Source organism: Streptomyces sp. NPDC058650 (assembly GCF_042717315.1).
Lineage (GTDB): Bacteria > Actinomycetota > Actinomycetes > Streptomycetales > Streptomycetaceae > Streptomyces.
This window is the reverse complement of record NZ_JBHXRL010000002.1, coordinates 290,241-305,439: the sequence shown is the minus strand read 5'-3', so window position 1 is coordinate 305,439 and position 15,199 is coordinate 290,241. Positions and strand designations below refer to the sequence as shown.

Below are 15,199 nucleotides of genomic sequence, written 5' to 3'. Positions count from 1 at the left end.
GTCAGAGGAAGTAGAGGCGGTTGAGGGAGACGGTCTCGGCCGCCTCGGAGCGGATCGGGGAGCCGTCGAGCGAGACGAGACCCGTATGGCCGTCGACCTGCACGTCTCCGGTACGGGAGTTGAAGACCAGGTCCGCGGGGCCGATGCCGCGCGTGCCGCGCACGGGGACGCGGCGGCGGCGGGTCGGCAGCGCGTCGGAGCCGAGGTCGACGGCGGCCCGCGCCACGAACGCGACCGAGAGGTCGGCGGCCGTGGCGCCGTGCGCGCCGAACAGCGGTCCGAGGACGAGCGGTTCACAGGTGTCCGTGGCGGCGTTCGGATCGCCCACGACCCCCCACGCGGGGAAGCCGGACTTCAGCACCAGCTGCGGCTTGGCTCCGAAGAACTCCGGCCGCCACAGCACGATGTCGGCCAGCTTGCCGACCTCGATCGAGCCGATCTCGTGTGCGAGGCCGTGGGCGATGGCGGGGTTGATGGTGAGCTTGGCGATGTAGCGGAGCACGCGCGCGTTGTCGTCGTGCGCGCCGTCGCCCTCCAGCGGGCCCAGCTCGGCCTTCATCTTCCCGGCCATGGCGAAGGTCCGGCGTACGGTCTCGCCGGCCCTTCCCATCCCCTGCGCGTCGGAGGAGGTGATCCCGATCGCGCCGAGGTCGTGCAGGACGTCCTCCGCGCCCATCGTCCCGGCCCGGATCCGGTCGCGCGCCATGGCGGCGTCGCCCGGGAGGTCGGTCTTCAGGTCGTGGACGGAGACGATCATCCCGTAGTGCTCGGCGACCGCGTCGCGGCCGAAGGGCAGGGTGGGGTTGGTGGAGGAGCCGATGACGTTCGGCACGCCCGCCATCTTCAGGACGTTGGGTACGTGTCCGCCGCCGCAGCCCTCGATGTGGAAGGCGTGGATGGTCCGGCCGTCCAGGACCCGGAGGGTGTCCTCCACGGAGAGGCATTCGTTGAGGCCGTCGCTGTGCAGGGCGACCTGGACGTCGTGCTCCTCGGCGACCCGCAGGGCGGTGTCGAGGGCCCGCGTGTGGGCGCCCATGTCCTCGTGGACCTTGAAGCCGGACGCCCCGCCCTCCGCCAGGGCCTCCACGAGCGGCGCCGGGTCCGAGGACGAGCCCCGGGCCAGGAAGCCGATGTTCACCGGCCAGGCGTCGAAGGCGTTGAAGGCGTGGCGCAGCGCCCAGGGCGAGTTGACGCCGACGCCCCAGACGGGGCCGAACTCCTGGCCGATGATCGTGGTGACGCCGCTCGCGAGCGAGGCCTCCATGATCCGGGGGGAGAGCAGGTGGACATGGGTGTCGACGGCTCCGGCGGTGGCGATGAGGCCCTCGCCGGAGACGATCGAGGTGCCGGTGCCGACGACGACGTCGACGCCGTCGAGGGTGTCGGGGTTGCCGGCACGGCCGATGGCGTGGATCCGGCCCTCACGGATGCCGATGGACACCTTGCGGATGCCCTGCACGGCGTCGATGACGAGGACGTTGCTGATGACGACGTCGCAGGTCTCGCGGACGGCGGCGGCCTTGAGGTGGAGGCCGTCGCGGGCGGTCTTGCCGAATCCGGCGAGGAACTCGTCGCCGTGTTTCTGGGAGTCGGCCTCGACGCGGACGACGAGCCCGGAGTCGCCCAGGACGACGCGGTCGCCGGCCCGGGGGCCGTGCACGGAGGCGTACTCGTACGGGTCCATCAGTTGCCCTCGATTCCCAGGTAGCCGCACGCCCGCGCCCTGCGCAGGGCTTCTTCCTTCGCGCCGGGCGCGTCCAGCGGGCCGTCGACCAGGCCCGCGAAGCCGATGGCGACGCGTGCGCCGCCGATCGACACGAGGCCGACCTCGGCCTCGCCGCCCGGGTCGAAGCGGAAGGAGGCGCCGGCCGGGATGGCGAGCCGCATGCCGTAGGAGGCGGCCCGGTCGAAGGCGAGGCGCGGGTTGGCCTCGAAGAAGTGGAAGTGGGAGGTGACGCTCACGGGCACGGTCGCCGTGTTCCGTACGAGGAGGGTGACCTCGGGCGCGGGCTCCGGGTGCTCGGGGCCGGGGAGCAGGGCGCCCGGCGCCCGCGCGCCCAGCCGCCCTCCCCCTGCTTCGCGGGGGGACCCCCAGCCGATCGGGTCGGAGACGACCGCGAGGCGGGAGCCGTCGTCGAAGACGGCCTCCACGTGGACCTCGGTGACCACGTCGGCGACGCCGGGGAGGACGTCGTCGGGGCCGAGGACCGAGCGGGCCTCGGCGATCGCCTCGGCGAGTCGCTTGCCGTCGCGGGCCGCCTCGCAGACGGTGTCCGCGATGAGCGCGGTCGCCTCGGGGACATTGAGCCGTAGGCCCCGGGCCCGGCGGGCACGGGCGAGCTCGGCGGCGCCGAAGAGCAGCAGCCGGTCGCGTTCCGTGGGGGTCAGTCGCACGTCCGAAACACCTCCTGTTTGAGCGCCACTCTAAATGTTGAGACGCCATGAGCCAAGCATTGACGCGACCGACGGGCTTAGGTCACATTGAGCGTCACTCTAAATGCGCGAGCCGCTCTCGCCCCGCTGCCCTCCCCAGGAGTCCTCATGCCGATAGAACAGCGCGGAGTCGACACCGTCCCCGAGGCCGAACGCACCAGCGGCCCCCGCGATCTCTTCTCGATCCTGCTCGGCTCCAACCTCTGTCTGGGCGTGATCGTCTTCGGCTGGCTCCCGGTCTCCTTCGGCCTCGACCTCTGGGGCTCGGTCACCTCGGTCGTCGCCGGGACCGTCGTCGGCGTCGCCGTCACCGCCCCGCTCGCGCTCGTCTCCCTCCGTACCGCCACCAACCTCTCCACCTCCTCCGGCGCCTTCTTCGGCGTCCGCGGCCGGCTCGTCGGCTCGGTGGTCGGACTGCTGCTGTCGCTCGGCTACACCGCGCTGACGCTGTGGATCGGCGGGGACGTCATCGTGGGGACGCTGGCCCGGCTGACCGGCCTGCCGACCGGCGGCGCCTCGCACGCCGTCGTCTACGCCCTGCTCGCCGCGGGCACGGTCGTCGCCGCGGTCTACGGCTACCGGCTGCTGCTCAAGCTGAGCAAGGCCCTCGCGGTCGGCATGACCGTGCTCCTCGCGCTCGGCCTGGTCGCGTACGCCGGGGACTTCACGGCGGCCGCCGTCCCGGAGACCCCGTACCTGCTCGGCTCGTTCTGGCCGACCTGGCTGCTCTCCGCGGTCGCCGCCGGGCTCAGCGGGCCGGTCGCCTTCATCACCCTGCTCGGCGACTACACCCGGTACGTCTCACCCGAACGGCACAGCGCGAAGAAGGTCTGGCGCGCCACCTGCCTCGGCCTGCTCGTCGGCCTGCTGATCCCCCAGCTCTTCGGTACGTACACGGCGCTCGCGGCCCGGGGGGCCCTCGACTACGCGGGGCCGCTCGTCGACGCCTCCCCCGTCTGGTACCTGGTGCCGCTGCTCCTCGCGGCCACGGCCGGCTCCGTCGGCAACGCGGGGCTGATGCTGTACTCGATGGGGCTCGACCTCGACGCGATCCTGCCGCGGGCCACCCGGGCGCGCGCCACGCTCGTGGTCGCGGCGGTGGCGACGGCCTTCGTCTTCCTGGGCCACTTCGCCTCGGACGCCCAGACGGCGATGACCTCGTTCGTCCTGCTGCTCACCGCGATCGGTACCCCGTGGGCCGTGATCACCCTGATCGGGCACGCGCGCTGCGGAGGGACGTACGACCCGGAGGCCCTCCAGGTCTACAACCGCCGCTCGCGCGGCGGGATCTACTGGTTCTCGGCGGGCTGGCACCCGCGCGCCACCGCCTCCTGGGCGATCGGCGCGGCCGTGGGCCTGGCCGGGGTGTCGACGCCGCTCTACGAGGGGCCGCTGCTCGCCCTGACGGGCGGGATCGACTGCAGCTTCGTGCTGTCGGGGGTCGTGGGCGGCGCGCTGTACGCCGTACTGACGCCGACGAGGGCCCCGGAGACGGTCCCTGCCGTCTCCGAGGCCCTCGTGGAAGTGGAGTAGCGACTAGCCCAGCTCGTGCATCCAGCCGTGGACGTCCTCGGCCTTGCCGGTCTGGACGGCGAGCAGCGCGTCGCGCAGCTTCATCGTGACCTCGCCGGGCTCGCCGCCCGACTGCTGCCACTCGCCCCGCTCGGACTTGACCGTGCCGACCGGGGTGATCACGGCGGCCGTGCCACAGGCGAAGACCTCGGTCAGCGTGCCGTTCGCGGAGTCGACCTGCCACTGGTCGATGGAGACGCGGCCCTCCTCCGGCTTCAGACCGAGGTCCGCCGCCAGCTTGAGCAGCGAGTCACGGGTGATGCCGGCGAGGAGCGAACCGGTGAGCGTCGGGGTGACGAGCTTGTCGCCGTACACGAAGTACAGGTTCATGCCGCCGAGTTCCTCGACCCACTTGTGCTCCACGGCGTCGAGGTAGGCGACCTGGTCGCAGCCCTTCTCCGCCGCCTCGGCCTGCGCGAGCAGGGAGGCCGCGTAGTTGCCGCCGGTCTTGGCGTCGCCGACGCCGCCGGGGACGGCGCGGACGCGGTTCTCGGAGAGCCAGATGGAGACGGGCTTCACGCCACCGGGGAAGTACGGGCCGGCCGGGGAGGCGATGACGACGAAGAGGTACTCGTTGGCCGGGCGGACGCCCAGACCCACCTCGGTCGCGATCATGAACGGACGCAGGTAGAGCGAGGCCTCGCCGCCGTGCGCCGGGACCCACGCCTTGTCCTGTCGGACGAGCACGTCACAGGCCTCGACGAAGGTCTCGACGGGCAGCTCCGGCATGGCCAGGCGGCGGGCGGAGGACTGGAAACGGCGGGCGTTGGCGTCCGGGCGGAAGCTGGCGACCGAGCCGTCGGGGCGGCGGTAGGCCTTCAGGCCCTCGAAGATCTCCTGCGCGTAGTGCAGGACGTTCGTCGCCGGGTCCAGGTGCAGCGGGCCGTACGGCACGAGCTGGCCGTCGTGCCAGCCGCGACCCTCGGTCCACCGGATGGTGACCATGTGGTCGGTGAAGTGGCGGCCGAATCCCGGGTTGGCCAGGATCGCCTCGCGCTCCACGTCGGACAGCGGGCTGGAGGAGGGCTTGAGCTCGATCGTGGGCGTCGTCATGAGTGCGTGTCCTTCACCGGTTGTGTGTGTCGGACCGCGCTCATGCCTCACTCATCGGCTGACGCCCATGACTGTGTGGACGTCCGAGCATGCCCGCATGCCGCGGCCCCACGTTCGATTATCGCTCGCGGGGACCGGAGCACGAAACGGGTGAACGCGGTCCAGGGTTCGATGGTGGCACCCTTCGGCCGCACAGGTACAGCCGCCGGGTGCAGGTGCGACCCGGCGGCTGCTGTCAGATGTCAGTCGGCTGCGCGGGTCAGCTCGCTACTCGCGCGGCGAGCGCGTCGCCGATCTCGGCCGTCGTACGAACGGCGGCACCCCGCTCGGTGAGGTCGGCCGCGACGGCCTTCTCGACCCGGACCGCCTCGGCCTCGTAGCCGAGGTGGCGCAGCAGGAGGGCGACGGAGAGGACGGTGGCCGTGGGGTCGGCCTTGCCCTGACCCGCGATGTCCGGCGCGGAGCCGTGGACCGGCTCGAACATGGACGGGAACTCGCCGCTCGGGTTGATGTTGCCCGAGGCGGCGACGCCGATGCCGCCGGAGACGGCCGCGGCGAGGTCGGTGATGATGTCGCCGAAGAGGTTGTCGGTGACGATGACGTCGAAGCGGGCCGGGTCGGTGACGAGGAAGATCGTCGCGGCGTCGACGTGCAGGTAGTCGGTGGTGACCTCGGGGAACTCCGCGGCGACCTTGGTGAAGATGTTCGTCCAGAGGTGGCCGGCGAACGTCAGCACGTTGTTCTTGTGGACCAGCGTCAGCTTCTTGCGCGGACGGGCCTGGGCGCGGGCGAAGGCGTCCCGGACGACCCGCTCGACACCGAAGGCGGTGTTGACCGAGACCTCGGTGGCGACCTCGTGCGGGGTGCCCTTGCGGATGGTGCCGCCGTTACCGGTGTACGGGCCCTCGGTGCCCTCGCGGACCACGACGAAGTCGATCTCGGGCTGCCCGGCGAGCGGGGTGGCGACGCCGGGGAGCAGCTTCGAGGGACGCAGGTTCACGTGGTGGTCGAAGGCGAAGCGGAGCTTCAGCAGGAAGCCGCGCTCCAGGACTCCGGACGGCACCGACGGGTCGCCGATGGCGCCGAGCAGGATGGCGTCGTGCTTCTTGAGGGAGTCGAGATCGGCGTCGGTGAGGGTCTCACCGGTGGCGTGGTAGCGCTTGGCGCCGAAGTCGTACTCCTCGGTCTCCAGCTTCACGTCCTGGGGAAGGACGGCCGAGAGGATCTTGAGGCCCTCGGCCACGACCTCCTGGCCGATGCCGTCGCCGGGAATGACTGCGAGATTGATGCTGTGAGACATGTCGGCACCCTACTCTTCGTCCCATCGTCTGACACGTTCTGTCCATCATGTGGACGAACGGACAGCCCGAACGGACGACTTCAGTGGCCGGTGGAGCCGCCGTTGTCACGGCGGTCGAGGGCGCGCTGGAGTGCGGCGGCGGCGTTCTGGCGAGCCTCGTCGCTGGAACGGCCGGCGGAGTGGCGGACGCGGCGGGTGGTCTGAGAGGCCATGAGGGATCGACTCCTTGAGATCAGTGATGATCCGAAAGTGCGGAGATCAGTGGTGATCGAAGGTGCCGGCAGGGGCGGGGAGCGCCGCCGCAGGGGTTGCCTGCACAGGGGCGTCGCGCTCTCGACCGCCATTCGCTGATGTAGCGAGACGTTCGGCTCCTACAAAGCTAGGGCAGGGCGCCGCATCTGTCTCCACAATTACTCGGACTTCCTACTATCTGAGACGGCGCGGGACTCTGGGTCCCGTCGGGGTCGCCCGAGGGTCACCCCGCGACGGCCCGCAACTCCCTGATGAGCGCCCGTACGGCGAGGGAGGCCGCCAGTTCGGGGGTGGTGACGTAGCCCACCGAACGTGTCGGGCGCTCCGGACCGAGATCGGTGATCTCGACCGAGGGCGGCGCTCCGACCAGCGAGAGCTCCGGCATCACGGCCATCCCGTAACCGGTGCTCACCATCGAGAGCACCGCTCCGTCGTCCTCGGCCTGCACCGTCGCCGGCGGCAGCCACTCCTGCCCGGCCCACCATTCCCGGGTGTACGAGGTGCAGTTCTCCGTCCAGTCGACCAGCGGCAGCGAGCGCGGCGCCGGGTGCCCCGCCGGGTGCACCAGCGCGTACCCCTCCTCCACCAGCACGCCCCCGACCAGCTCCGGCAGCACGGGCGAGGTGGTCCCGATGGTCGCGATCCCCAGGTCCGCCCGCCCGTCGAGGACTTCGCCCGCCGTGCCGCGCCCGACCTCCCGCACGATCCGCACCTCCGGCACGATCTCCGGGTGCCGCGCCGTCAACCGCCCGAGGGCGCGCGGCAGCAGATGCAGCGCCGCACTGCGGAAGGCCACGATCCGCAGCGGCCCGGCGGGGGAGCCCGACGCGCCGTCCCGCACCGCACCGCGCACCTCGGCGGCCATCACGTCGAGGAGCCGGAGCACGCGCCGGGCGTGCGCGAGGGCCCGCTCGCCCGCCGCCGTCGGAGTGGACGGCACCCAGCTTGCGCTCACTCCCCCGCACCGAGTGCGAGACGGCGGACTGGGTCATCCCGAGGGCGACAGCGGCGGCGGAGAAGCCACGCTCGCGGCCGACGGCCACCAGGACGCGCAGTTCGCGCGGGGCGAGGTCGTCGGTCCTCGCCGTTCCGTCGGCCCTCGCCGTTCCGTCGGCCATCGCCGTTCCGTCGGCCATCGGGGCTCCCACCTGGCTGTATGAGCGGCATTCATGGATCGGCCGCAGCCATCGACGCTACCCCCTGCCCGGGCCGCGGATCCCCTCCTACCGTCACCTCCATGACGAACGACACCATGATCACCGTCCAGCAGACCGCCCGCCCCACCGGCTTCCCCACCCCCGACCTGTTCTCCTTCGTCGAGTCCCCCGTCCCGGCGCCGGAGCCGGGCACCGCCCTCGTCGAGAACCTCCAGTGGTCCGTCGACCCGTACCACCGCGAGGCGATGGACACGGACGAGATCTGGACCCTGGACTCCCCCATGGAGGGCCGCACCCTGGGCCGCGTGCTCGACTCCCGCGACCCGGCCCTGCGCCCCGGCGACCTCGTCCTGCACCGCAAGGGCTGGCGCACCCACGCCCTCGTCACGAAGGACGAGGCACGCCCGGTCCCGGACTTCGAGGGCGTCCCGCTCGCCGCGCATCTGAGCCTGCTCGGCGGTACGGGCCTGTCGGCCTACGTGGGCCTGACCCGGATCGCGCGGCTCCAGCCGGGCGAGGACCTCTTCGTGTCCGCCGCGGCGGGCGGGGTCGGCACGGCGGCGGGACGGCTCGCCCGGCTGCTCGGCGCGGGGCGGCTCGTGGGCAGCGCCGGTTCGGCGCGCAAGGTGGCGTACCTGACGGAGGAGGTGGGTTTCGACGCGGCCTTCGACTACCACGACGGGCCGGTCACGGAGCTCCTCGCGAAGGCGGCCCCGGCCGGGCTCGACGCGGTCCTGGACGGGGTGGGCGGCGAGCACCTGGAGGCCGCGATCGCCTCGCTGCGCCCGTTCGGCCGGATCGCCTGGGTCGGCGCGGTGGGCCAGTACCACTCGCTCTCCGCTCCCCCGCCGGCCCCGCGCAACCTCTTCGACGTGGTCGGCAAGAGCATCCGGCTCGAAGGCTTCCTCGTACGCGACCACACGGACGCGCTGGAGGAGCTGTACGACCTGGCCATCCCGCACCTGCGCGACGGATCGCTGCCGCTGGACGTGACGGTGGTGGAGGGGTTCGGGCACATCGTCGACGCGTTCCTGGGGATGCTGCGCGGCGAGAACCTCGGAAAGATGCTGGTCGCCGCGTAAGCCCGACACTCCTATCCCGTGTGCATTCCTACGAGATCGCCAAGGCGCTCGCCGAGGCGGGACTCGGCGAGATCAGGGGCGGGACGCTCCATCCCGTGCTGAACCGCCTGGAGGAAGCCGGCCTGGTGGAGGCCGAGTTCCGCGCCGCCGAGCGCGGACCGGGCCGCCGCTGCTACCGGCTCACGGAGCGCGGGCGCGAGGAACAGAGCCCGCCCGCGCCCTGGCCCTCCCTCACATCACGTCCCCGTCGCGCCAGTCGAAGACGAGCGGGTCGGCGGGGTCCGGCAGGGCCCGGCCGCCCGCCGCCCGCAGGAAGACGGACCCCTCCTCCTCCGCGAGGCGGACGATCCCCCCGGGGCCGAGGACCTCGATCCGCCCCTCCCAGACGCGCCAGCCGCGCGCCCGGTAGAGGACGGCCCCCTCGTCCGAGGCGCTGAGCGCCCCGAAGGCGTACGCGCCGTCGATCACCCGCTCCAGGCCGTCCATCACGGCCCCGCCGAGCCCCCGCCGCCGGAGGTCGCTCCGGACGGCGACCCCTTCGACGTACCCGACGCGGTACGAACGCCCCCGGTGGAGCACGCGGCGCATGACGACGGCCCCGTGGGCGGCGATGCCCGGTCCGTCCTCGATCCAGGCGTGGACGCCGCCGAGGGTGTGGTCCCAGTCCTCGTCGGCGAAGTCGCCGTCGAAGGCGGAATCCAGCATCGCGCGGACGGAGCGGAGCAGCCCGGCCCCGAGTTCATGGGTGGGCGCGATCCTCAAGGTCATGCGCTCACCCTCCCACAACCTCACCTAACCCCTTAATAGTCATTGACAGGTTAGCCCGGGCCTGATTGAGTCAAGCCATAACCAGTGAGACGTACTTAAGGAGTTAGAACGATGACCGTGCTGCCGATCCACCACCGCACCGCCACCGTCCGCGGCCACGAGATCGCCTACCGCGAGGCCGGCCCGGCCGACGCCCCCGTCCTGCTCCTGCTGCACGGCTTCCCCACCAGCTCGCACATGTTCCGCGACCTGATTCCGCTGCTCGCCGACGACTACCGGCTGATCGCCCCCGACCACCTGGGCTTCGGCCGCAGCGCGGCTCCCTCCGCCGCCGACTTCGACTACACCTTCGCCGAACTGGCAGCGCTCACCGACGAGTTCACCGAGACCCTGGGCCTGGACCGGTACGCCCTCTACATCCAGGACTACGGCTCCCCCATCGGCCTGCGCCTCGCCCTCGCCCACCCCGAGCGCGTCACCGCGATCATCAGCCAGAACGGCAACGCCTACGACGAGGGCCTCGGCGCCGAGGCCTGGGCCCCGGTCCTCGCGCTCATCGAGAACCGCACCCCCGAGACCGAGGAGCCCGTCCGCGGCATCCGCTCCCTCGACGGCATCAAGTGGCAGTACGAGACCGGCGTCCCGGCCGAGTACCGCGACCTGCTCAGCCCCGACGCCTGGCACCACGACGCCACCCTCATGGCCCGCGACGGCCAGGACGAGATCCAGCTCGGCCTCATCGCCGACTACGGCTCCAACTTCGCCCTCTACCCCGCCTTCCAGGAGTACTTCCGCACCTCCCGGGTCCCCCTCCTCGCGGTCTGGGGCGAGGGCGACCAGGTCTTCGTCCCGGCGGGCGCCGAAGCCTTCCGCCGCGACCTCCCGGACGCGGAGATCCACCTCCTGCCCACGGGCCACTTCGCCCTGGAGACCCACGCGCCGGCGATCGCGGCGCTGATCGGCGACTTCCTGAAGCGTCGCGCCGGGGAATGAGAACCGCCCCCGTCCTCAGTTGGGGGACCGAGGAGGGGGGCGGTGTCAGGGGGCGGGCCTCAGCGAGGCCCGGAGGGGCGTCAGCCCATGTGCGGGTAGCCGTACTCGGTCGGCGGGACCAGCGTCTCCTTGATGGCGCGGGTCAGCGTCCAGCGCATCAGGTTCTGCGGGGCGCCGGCCTTGTCGTTCGTACCCGAGGCACGGCCGCCACCGAAGGGCTGCTGGCCGACGACGGCACCGGTCGACTTGTCGTTGATGTAGAAGTTGCCCGCGGCGAAGCGCAGCTTCTCCATCGTGTACGCGGCGGCCGCGCGGTCACCGGAGATGACCGCGCCGGTGAGGGCGTAGTCCGAGACCGACTCCATCTGGGTCAGCATCTCGTCGTACTTCTCGTCCTCGTAGACGTGGATCGCGAGGATCGGGCCGAAGTACTCGGCCTTGAAGACCTCGTTCTCCGGGTCGGTGCACGCGATGACGGTCGGGCGGACGAAGTAGCCCACCGAGTCGTCGTAGGTGCCGCCGGCGACGATCGTGCAGGTCGGGTCGGCCGCGGCACGGTCGATCGCGGCCTTGTTCTTGGCGAACGAGCGCTCGTCGATGACGGCGCCGATGAAGTTCGACAGGTCGGTGACGTCACCCATGGTGATGCCGTCGACCTCGGCCGCGAACTCCTCCTTGAAGCCGTCGTTCCAGATGGAGGCCGGGACGTACGCACGCGAGGACGCGGAGCACTTCTGGCCCTGGAACTCGAAGGAGCCGCGGGTCAGGGCGGTCTTCAGGATGGCGCGGTCGGCGCTCGGGTGGGCGACGACGAAGTCCTTGCCGCCGGTCTCGCCGACGATCCGCGGGTACGAGCGGTACTTCTCGATGTTGGTGCCGACCGTCTTCCACAGGTGCTGGAAGGTCTTGGTCGAACCGGTGAAGTGGATACCGGCCAGGTCGGGGTGGTTCAGGGCCACCTCGGAGACGGCGATGCCGTCGCCGGTCACCAGGTTGATGACGCCCTTCGGCAGGCCGGCCTCCTCCAGGAGCTCCATGAGGAGCACGGCGGAGTGCGTCTGCGTCGGGGACGGCTTCCAGACCACCACGTTGCCCATGAGGGCGGGGGCGGTGGGCAGGTTGCCCGCGATGGCCGTGAAGTTGAACGGCGTGATCGCGTAGACGAAGCCCTCCAGCGGGCGGTGGTCCAGACGGTTCCACACACCCGGGGAGTTGGCCGGCGGCTGCTCGGCCAGGATCTGGCGGGCGTACGCCACGTTGAAGCGCCAGAAGTCGACGAGCTCGCACGGGGTGTCGATCTCGGCCTGCTGGGCGGTCTTCGACTGGCCGAGCATGGTAGACGCGGCGAGCGTCTCGCGCCACGGGCCGGCGAGCAGCTCGGCGGCGCGCAGGATGATCGCGGCGCGGTCGTCGAAGGCCATCGCGCGCCAGGCCGGAGCCGCGGCGAGGGCGGCGTCGACGGCGTCCTGGGCGTCCTGCGTGGTGGCGCCGCGGAAGGTGCCGATGACGGCCTTGTGGTTGTGCGGCTGGACGACCTTGAACTCCTCGCCGCCGCCGAGGCGCTTCACGCCGCCGATGGTCATCGGCAGCTCGCGCGGGTTCTCGGACAGCTCCTTGAGCTTGATCTCAAGGCGGGCGCGCTCGGGCGAGCCGGGGGCGTAGCTGTGCACCGGCTCGTTGACCGGAGCGGGGACCTGGGTGACAGCGTCCATAAGTCTCGTGACTCCTTGTGAGAGGTGGGCTCAGCCCTTGGTGAGGATGGAGCGGACGAAGAACAGCAGGTTGGCCGGCTTCTCCGCGAGACGGCGCATGAAGTAGCCGTACCAGTCGGTGCCGTAGGCGGTGTACACGCGCATGCGGTGGCCCTCGGCGGCGAGACGGTTCTGCTCCTCGCTGCGGATGCCGTACAGCATCTGGAACTCGTACTCGTCCAGCTTGCGCCCGGCGCGGCGGGCCAGCTCCTGGCCGATGGAGATCAGGCGCGGGTCGTGGGAGCCGATCATCGGGTAGCCCTCGCCGTCCATCAGGATCTTCATGATCCGGACGTACGCCTTGTCGATCTCGGGCTTGTCCTGGATGGCGACGGAGGCGGGCTCCTTGTAGGCGCCCTTCACGATCCGGACGCGGGAGCCGTTGGCCGCGAGGCGGCGGGCGTCGTCCTCGGTGCGGAAGAGGTACGCCTGGATGACGCAGCCGGTCTGCGGGAAGCTCTTCCGGAGCTCCTCGTGGATGGCGAACATCGAGTCGAGGGTGGTGTGGTCCTCGGCGTCCAGGGTGACGGTGGTGCCGATCTCGGCGGCGGCCTCGACGACCGGGCGGACGTTCGCGAGGGCGAGGTCGTGGCCGCCCTCCAGGGACTGGCCGAACATCGACAGCTTGACGGACATCTCGGCGCGGGCGCCGAGGCCCAGCTCCTTGAGACGGCCGATGAGCTCCAGGTAGGCGTCCCGGGCGGCGTAGGACTGCTCGACGGTGGTGATGTCCTCACCGACGACGTCGAGGGTCACCTCCAGGCCGCGGTCGCTCAGCTCCTGGACGATCGGGACGACGTCGCCGACCGACTCACCGGCTATGAAGCGGGCGACGACCTGCTTGGTCCCGGGGGCGGCCGACACGAGACGGCGCATCTTGTCGCTGCGCGACGCGGCGAGAATCACGGGACCCAGCACGGGGCACCTCCAGAAGGACAGGGTGACGAATAGTGCTGTACCCGGTCTTTCGTAAGAAACCGGTAACAGCACGGAGAACCACCGTGAAACCTATGGATCGCTCCGATCCTCTGCCATCGACAGCTGTCACGCATCCGTGCGCGGCATCTCATACACATGTCTGAGGGGGTGCGAGAATGGCGCTGTGAAGGGCGATTACCAAGAACTGGTCGACGAGATCTCCGCGCTCCTGGGCGCCCCGGCGACGCTGGAGAACCGCGATTTCGGGCTGATCGCCTTCGGGGCGCACGACAGCGACGACGACGCCGCGATGGACCCCGTCCGGACGCGGTCGATCCTGACCCGGAAGTCGACCCCGGCGGTCCGCGCCTGGTTCGAGGGCTTCGGCATCACCCGGGCGACGGGCCCGGTCCGCATCCCGGCCGCCCCGGACGCCGGGGTGTTCCGGGACCGGATCTGCCTTCCCGTACGCCATCGGGGCGTCGTCCTCGGGTACGTCTGGCTCCTGGACGCCGAGCCCGGCCCCGCGCCCGCCCGGCTCGCGGCCGCCATGGAGGTCGCCACCCGGATCGGCGGGCTCCTCGCCGACGAGGAGCGCGCGGACGCCGACCTCTCCCGCGAGTTCGTCGCGGTCCTGACCGCCGGGCGCGGCTGGCAGAGCGACATGGCCGTCGCGGCGCTCCGGGCAGCCCTGGGCCCCAGCGCGGACGGTCTGCACACCGTCGTCTGCGTGACCCCCTGGCAGGGCGACGCCCCGTCGATCCGGGCGGTCCCCGGCGCGGCGGCGGTCGCCACGCTCCCGGAGGGCAAGTCCCTCGCCGTCCTCGTACGGCTGCGCACGGCCGAGGACCTCGCCCCCGCCCGCACGGCCGCGGAGCGGCTGCGCGCCGCCGCACCGGCCGGCATCGCGACGCCCCGCCGGGGCCTCGCGGAGCTTCCGGCGGCCTGGCGCGAAGCCAGCACGGCGGCCCGCGCCGCCACGGCACAGCCGACGCTCGGCCCGGTCGCGGAGTGGGCCGGGATCGGCCCCTACCGCCTGCTCGCGGCGCTCTACCACCCCGAGATCGACCCCGCCGTCGCGCCGCTGCTCGCCCCGGCCCACGCCGAACTGGCCCGCACGGCCGAGGTGTTCCTCGACAACGCGGGCCAGGCGGGCCGCACGGCGGCGGCCCTGGGCATCCACCGGCAGACCCTCTACTACCGGCTGTCCCGGGTCGAACAGCTCACGGGCCTGGACCTGGACGACGGCGAGGACCGGCTGCTGCTCCACATGTCCCTGAAGTCCGCGAAGCTGTAGACGGGGGCCGCGGGAGGGTGACCCGCCGTCAGTCCCGCTCCCCCATCAGGACCTTGAGCCCCTCCGTGAGGTCCCCCGCGCTCGGCGCGGTCTCCGGGTCGACCATCCACTGGATCATCACGCCGGTCGCGAGGGCCTGACAGAGCAGCCCCGCCACCCGCGCCTTCTCCGGGTCCGCCGCGGGGTCGATGCCGAGGAAGCCCTCGGCCATGCCGAGGCGCCCCTCCCGCTGCGGCTCCTTGATGGCGTCGCGCAGCTTCTCGTCGTCGTCGAGCCGCGTGACGATCTCGGTCTGGAGCTTCCACACGGGCCGGCTGGCCTCGGCCGCCCCGATCACCTGCTCCCAGACGGCGTGGAAGCGCGCGTACGGGTCGGTCGGCAGCTCCCGCTTCTCCTCGCCGGTGCCCGCGGGGCCGACCTGCTCGCCCCACTCCTCGGTGAGGGCCAGGAAGGCCTGCTGGAGCAGGGCGTCCTTGGAGCCGTAGTGGTAGCCGATGGAGGCGAGGTTGGTGCCCGAGGCGGCGACGATGTCGCGGGCCGTCGTGCGCCCGTACCCCTTCTCCAGGAGGCAGCGCTTGGCACCTTCGAGCAGGTCTTCCTTGTGTCCCATGACAGCACTGTAC

Annotated in this window: 13 protein-coding genes and 2 pseudogenes; 5 read left to right on the top strand and 10 right to left on the bottom strand. The window is 71.6% G+C overall.

Features of this window, described 5'->3' with window-relative positions; translation table 11 throughout:
• Position 1: 1 nt before the first annotated feature.
• Together ACFWWU_RS05110 and ureA are read right to left on the bottom strand one after the other, a co-directional pair.
• Positions 2 to 1,684 (bottom strand): urease subunit alpha, encoded by a 1,683-nt coding sequence (locus ACFWWU_RS05110; RefSeq protein WP_384139127.1) that lies wholly within the window; start codon positions 1,682 to 1,684, stop codon positions 2 to 4.
• The gene (gene ureA, locus ACFWWU_RS05105; RefSeq protein WP_384139124.1) at positions 1,684 to 2,394 is read right to left on the bottom strand and encodes an urease subunit gamma; all 711 of its coding nucleotides are present in this window, start codon (positions 2,392 to 2,394) and stop codon (positions 1,684 to 1,686) included. The genes ACFWWU_RS05110 and ureA overlap by 1 nt, the downstream gene beginning before the upstream one ends.
• A 147-nt stretch (positions 2,395 to 2,541) precedes the next feature.
• On the opposite strand from ureA, the gene ACFWWU_RS05100 reads away from it, so the two are divergent.
• Positions 2,542 to 3,966, top strand: coding sequence for a cytosine permease (locus tag ACFWWU_RS05100; protein WP_384139121.1), 1,425 nt, complete (start codon positions 2,542 to 2,544; stop codon positions 3,964 to 3,966).
• Positions 3,967 to 3,969: 3 nt separating this feature from the next.
• Here the strand turns inward: ACFWWU_RS05100 and ACFWWU_RS05095 are convergent, their stop codons facing one another.
• From ACFWWU_RS05095 to ACFWWU_RS05080, 4 genes and pseudogenes are all read right to left on the bottom strand, one after another.
• Positions 3,970 to 5,058: a branched-chain amino acid aminotransferase gene (locus ACFWWU_RS05095; protein WP_384139119.1), complete on the bottom strand. Its 1,089-nt coding sequence runs from the start codon at positions 5,056 to 5,058 to the stop codon at positions 3,970 to 3,972.
• Positions 5,059 to 5,317: 259 nt separating this feature from the next.
• Positions 5,318 to 6,358 (bottom strand): 3-isopropylmalate dehydrogenase, encoded by a 1,041-nt coding sequence (locus tag ACFWWU_RS05090; protein WP_317599419.1) that lies wholly within the window; start codon positions 6,356 to 6,358, stop codon positions 5,318 to 5,320.
• Positions 6,359 to 6,438: 80 nt separating this feature from the next.
• On the bottom strand, positions 6,439 to 6,570 hold the full coding sequence (locus ACFWWU_RS05085) for a hypothetical protein (RefSeq protein WP_329621017.1): 132 nt from the start codon (positions 6,568 to 6,570) through the stop codon (positions 6,439 to 6,441).
• Positions 6,571 to 6,833: 263 nt separating this feature from the next.
• Positions 6,834 to 7,728, bottom strand: a pseudogene (locus tag ACFWWU_RS05080) (LysR family transcriptional regulator).
• A 119-nt stretch (positions 7,729 to 7,847) separates the two neighbouring features.
• On the opposite strand from ACFWWU_RS05080, the gene ACFWWU_RS05075 reads away from it, so the two are divergent.
• Both ACFWWU_RS05075 and ACFWWU_RS05070 read left to right on the top strand, forming a co-directional pair.
• Positions 7,848 to 8,849, top strand: coding sequence for a zinc-binding dehydrogenase (locus ACFWWU_RS05075; RefSeq protein ID WP_384139115.1), 1,002 nt, complete (start codon positions 7,848 to 7,850; stop codon positions 8,847 to 8,849).
• 20 nt (positions 8,850 to 8,869) lie between these two features.
• A pseudogene (locus tag ACFWWU_RS05070) lies at positions 8,870 to 9,046 on the top strand (PadR family transcriptional regulator); the annotation flags it as partial.
• Positions 9,047 to 9,080: 34 nt separating this feature from the next.
• Here the strand turns inward: ACFWWU_RS05070 and ACFWWU_RS05065 are convergent.
• Positions 9,081 to 9,617 carry a GNAT family N-acetyltransferase gene (locus ACFWWU_RS05065; protein ID WP_384139113.1) on the bottom strand — a complete coding sequence of 179 codons (537 nt, stop codon included), beginning with the start codon at positions 9,615 to 9,617 and terminating at the stop codon, positions 9,081 to 9,083.
• A gap of 111 nt (positions 9,618 to 9,728) precedes the next feature.
• Here ACFWWU_RS05065 and ACFWWU_RS05060 point away from each other — a divergent pair, with 111 nt between their 5' ends.
• Positions 9,729 to 10,610, top strand: coding sequence for an alpha/beta fold hydrolase (locus ACFWWU_RS05060; RefSeq protein WP_384139110.1), 882 nt, complete (start codon positions 9,729 to 9,731; stop codon positions 10,608 to 10,610).
• Positions 10,611 to 10,690: 80 nt separating this feature from the next.
• On the opposite strand, the gene pruA is transcribed toward ACFWWU_RS05060, so the two are convergent.
• Together pruA and ACFWWU_RS05050 are read right to left on the bottom strand one after the other, a co-directional pair.
• Positions 10,691 to 12,322, bottom strand: coding sequence for an L-glutamate gamma-semialdehyde dehydrogenase (pruA, locus tag ACFWWU_RS05055; protein ID WP_384139107.1), 1,632 nt, complete (start codon positions 12,320 to 12,322; stop codon positions 10,691 to 10,693).
• Between the two features lie 30 nt (positions 12,323 to 12,352).
• Entirely contained in the window at positions 12,353 to 13,279 is a 927-nt protein-coding gene (locus tag ACFWWU_RS05050; protein ID WP_384139104.1) for a proline dehydrogenase family protein, read from the bottom strand.
• 184 nt (positions 13,280 to 13,463) lie between these two features.
• Here ACFWWU_RS05050 and ACFWWU_RS05045 point away from each other — a divergent pair, with 184 nt between their 5' ends.
• Positions 13,464 to 14,576 (top strand): PucR family transcriptional regulator, encoded by a 1,113-nt coding sequence (locus ACFWWU_RS05045; RefSeq protein ID WP_384139101.1) that lies wholly within the window; start codon positions 13,464 to 13,466, stop codon positions 14,574 to 14,576.
• 28 nt (positions 14,577 to 14,604) lie between these two features.
• Here the strand turns inward: ACFWWU_RS05045 and ACFWWU_RS05040 are convergent, their stop codons facing one another.
• Entirely contained in the window at positions 14,605 to 15,186 is a 582-nt protein-coding gene (locus ACFWWU_RS05040; RefSeq protein WP_384139098.1) for a TetR/AcrR family transcriptional regulator, read from the bottom strand.
• Between the last annotated feature and the right edge of the window lie 13 nt (positions 15,187 to 15,199).

Bases quoted from the DNA above. Each gene is read 5' to 3' on its own strand.
- ACFWWU_RS05110 (WP_384139127.1), bottom strand. From the start codon at position 1,684: ATGGACCCGTACGAGTACGCCTCCGTGCACGGCCCCCGGGCCGGCGAC.
- ACFWWU_RS05100 (WP_384139121.1), top strand. From the start codon at position 2,542: ATGCCGATAGAACAGCGCGGAGTCGACACCGTCCCCGAGGCCGAACGC.
- ACFWWU_RS05095 (WP_384139119.1), bottom strand. From the start codon at position 5,058: ATGACGACGCCCACGATCGAGCTCAAGCCCTCCTCCAGCCCGCTGTCC.
- ACFWWU_RS05090 (WP_317599419.1), bottom strand. From the start codon at position 6,358: ATGTCTCACAGCATCAATCTCGCAGTCATTCCCGGCGACGGCATCGGC.
- ACFWWU_RS05085 (WP_329621017.1), bottom strand. From the start codon at position 6,570: ATGGCCTCTCAGACCACCCGCCGCGTCCGCCACTCCGCCGGCCGTTCC.
- ACFWWU_RS05075 (WP_384139115.1), top strand. From the start codon at position 7,848: ATGACGAACGACACCATGATCACCGTCCAGCAGACCGCCCGCCCCACC.
- ACFWWU_RS05065 (WP_384139113.1), bottom strand. From the start codon at position 9,617: ATGACCTTGAGGATCGCGCCCACCCATGAACTCGGGGCCGGGCTGCTC.
- ACFWWU_RS05060 (WP_384139110.1), top strand. From the start codon at position 9,729: ATGACCGTGCTGCCGATCCACCACCGCACCGCCACCGTCCGCGGCCAC.
- pruA (WP_384139107.1), bottom strand. From the start codon at position 12,322: ATGGACGCTGTCACCCAGGTCCCCGCTCCGGTCAACGAGCCGGTGCAC.
- ACFWWU_RS05040 (WP_384139098.1), bottom strand. From the start codon at position 15,186: ATGGGACACAAGGAAGACCTGCTCGAAGGTGCCAAGCGCTGCCTCCTG.